Source organism: Agromyces humi, assembly GCF_009720255.1.
In the GTDB taxonomy this organism is placed as follows: Bacteria; Actinomycetota; Actinomycetes; order Actinomycetales; family Microbacteriaceae; genus Agromyces; species Agromyces humi.
The window spans coordinates 1-1,734 of sequence record NZ_WJSP02000577.1; the positions used below are offsets into that span (position 1 = coordinate 1).

At 71.7% G+C, this 1,734-nt stretch carries 1 protein-coding gene and 2 pseudogenes; 2 read left to right on the top strand and 1 reads right to left on the bottom strand.

The genetic code is table 11. The features are described 5' to 3' along the window. A partial coding sequence (locus tag GH736_RS22450) for an alpha-amylase family glycosyl hydrolase (protein WP_456236782.1) occupies positions 1-557 on the top strand: 557 nt, incomplete at its 5' end. A gap of 71 nt (positions 558-628) precedes the next feature. Here the strand turns inward: GH736_RS22450 and GH736_RS22455 are convergent. After that, positions 629-1,447, bottom strand: a pseudogene (locus GH736_RS22455) (AAA family ATPase); the annotation flags it as partial. A 1-nt stretch (position 1,448) separates the two neighbouring features. On the opposite strand from GH736_RS22455, the pseudogene GH736_RS22460 reads away from it, so the two are divergent. Continuing rightward, a pseudogene (locus GH736_RS22460) lies at positions 1,449-1,577 on the top strand (hypothetical protein); the annotation flags it as partial. Positions 1,578-1,734: the final 157 nt, after the last annotated feature.

A 1,734-nucleotide genomic window follows, 5' to 3' on the forward strand; every position in this document is an offset into this window, starting at 1 on the left:
TGCCCGGCACGCCCGTCCTGTTCTACGGCGAGGAGATCGGCATGGGCGAGAACCGCGAGGAGGGCGGACGGATGACCGTGCGCACCCCGATGCAGTGGACCGACGGGGCGAACGGGGGCTTCTCGCGGGCGAGGCCCGGCCGCCTCGTCGCCGCACCCCCTACCGACGGGTACGCGCCCGAGCACGTGAACGTCGAGGCGCAGATGCACGACCCCGATTCGCTGCTCGCGACGATCCGGAAGTTCGCGGTGCGGTACCGCAGCTCCCCCGAGATCGGCTGGGGCCGGCTCGACCTGCTCGACACGGGCAACGACGCGGTGCTCGCCCACCAGCTCACCGCCGACGTCGGCCGGTTCGTCGCGGTGCACAACTTCGCGCCGCGCCCGGCGACCGTCGGCCTCGAGCTCGGCGAGGTGCCCGCCGGCGCCCGGTTCTCCGACCTCTTCGCCGTCGACGCGTTCGACCTCGACGAGCGGGGCCGCATCGACGTGCACCTCGACGCCTACGGGTACCGCTGGTTCCGGGTCGTCGATCCGGGCGATCGCCGGCTCACCTGAGTCGCAGGGCGAGCGGATGCCGCGGCGGCGCGCCCTGCGGCATCCGCTCGCGCAGCGTCCGTCCCCTCGGCTCAGCTCGCCTTGGCCTCGCGCTCCTCACGGACCCGCTGGCCGACGACGGCGGAGACGCCGTCCTGGCGCATCGAGACGCCGTAGAGCGCGTCGGCGATCTCCATCGTGCGCTTCTGGTGCGTGATGACGATGAGCTGGCTCGACTCGCGGAGATCCTCCATCGTGGTGAGGAGGCGGCCGAGGTTGGCATCGTCGAGCGCCGCCTCCACCTCGTCCATGATGTAGAACGGGCTGGGGCGCGCCTTGAAGATGGCGATGAGCAGGGCGACGGCGGCCAGTGATCGCTCGCCGCCCGAGAGCAGCGAGAGGCGCTCGATCTTCTTGCCGGCCGGCTTCACCGAGACCTCGATGCCGGTGGTGAGCATGTTGTCGGGGTCGGTCAGCGTGATGCTGCCCGTGCCGCCCGGGAAGAGCACCGGGAAGACCTCGGCGAACGCCGCCTGGGTGTCGTCGAAGGCGCCGCGGAAGATCGCCTCCATCTTGCCGTCGATCTCCTCGATGATCGTGAGCAGGTCCTTGCGGGTGTTCGCGAGGTCGGTGAGCTGCTCGGAGAGGAACTGGTGCCGCTGCTCGAGCGCGGCGAACTCCTCGAGGGCGAGCGGATTGACCCGGCCGAGCTGGGCCAGCTTGCGCTCGGCGGCGGCCAGGCGGCGCTGCTGCTCCTCGCGCACGAACCGGCGGGGCGCCGACTCCTCGTCCTCGCCGGGGATCTCCACGTCGGGGCCGTACTCGTCCACCAGCACGTCCTCGCCGAGGCCCAGCTCGGACTCGGCGCGCTCGACGAGCCCGGCGACGTGCAGCTTCTTCTCGTAGATGCGCGGTCGGCCGAAGTCGGACGCCGACGACTACCGCTACTTCCCCGAGCCCGACCTGCTCCCGGTGGAGCCGTCGCCGGAGCTCATCGAGCAGCTCCGCGCCGCCCTTCCCGAGCCTCCGGCGCGCCGCCGGCCAGCACGAGCGGATGCCGCATGAGCTGTCCGGTGGCGAGCAGCAGCGGGTCGCGACGGGAACGCGATGTTCGACGACGGCGGTCTACGAGCAGGTCCGAGCCGACCGGGTTGCGACGCCGTTCGGAACCCGAGTGCGTTGCTGACGGATGCCGCCA